We start from the raw sequence: 514 nt of genomic DNA, 5'->3' as shown, positions 1-514 counted from the left end.
CTGCAACACCTGGAGAAGTATTGTCAACGACTTCCAAATGATCATTGCTGGCCGTTAAACCAAAATCACGCTGCAAGTTAAAATCGTAGTCTTTGCTGTATACCATTTCATAATCTTGCGTCGTCATCGCTTGGCCTTGCGCTTTCGCAACTTTGATCACAACGTTGAATTGAATTGGTTGGTAAAAGTCACCGCCATCATCTTCAAACTTAAGACGATATTCGCCCGCGGTATCCACTTCTAAGTTGCCATCCTTCATTCGAAGACCTTCAGGCAACCCACCAATCAGACTGACTTTGCCTTTCTGACCAGCAAACGCCATTGGAATAGCCAGTTTAGGCTGATAAGTGAGAGACATTTCCACGTCTTTCATTACCGGATGAGGTGCGCGTTCGATTTCAATGTTGAAGCGGGTTTTACTTGCTGGATAATTACGCAAGTCGTATTCGTAGGCTTCAACTTCTGCGCTACCAACGCCTTTGATCAGCAACGCTTTACCATCCGTAGTTTTAGC

Annotated in this window: 1 pseudogene; it reads right to left on the bottom strand. The window is 44.9% G+C overall.

From position 1 onward, the window contains the following. Nucleotides 1-514, bottom strand: a pseudogene (locus R8N47_RS28470) (cadherin repeat domain-containing protein); the annotation flags it as partial.

Source organism: Vibrio sp. 2132-1 (genome assembly GCF_033344315.1).
Note: the sequence above shows the minus strand (reverse complement) of the source record. Positions and strands in the feature narration are given on the sequence as shown.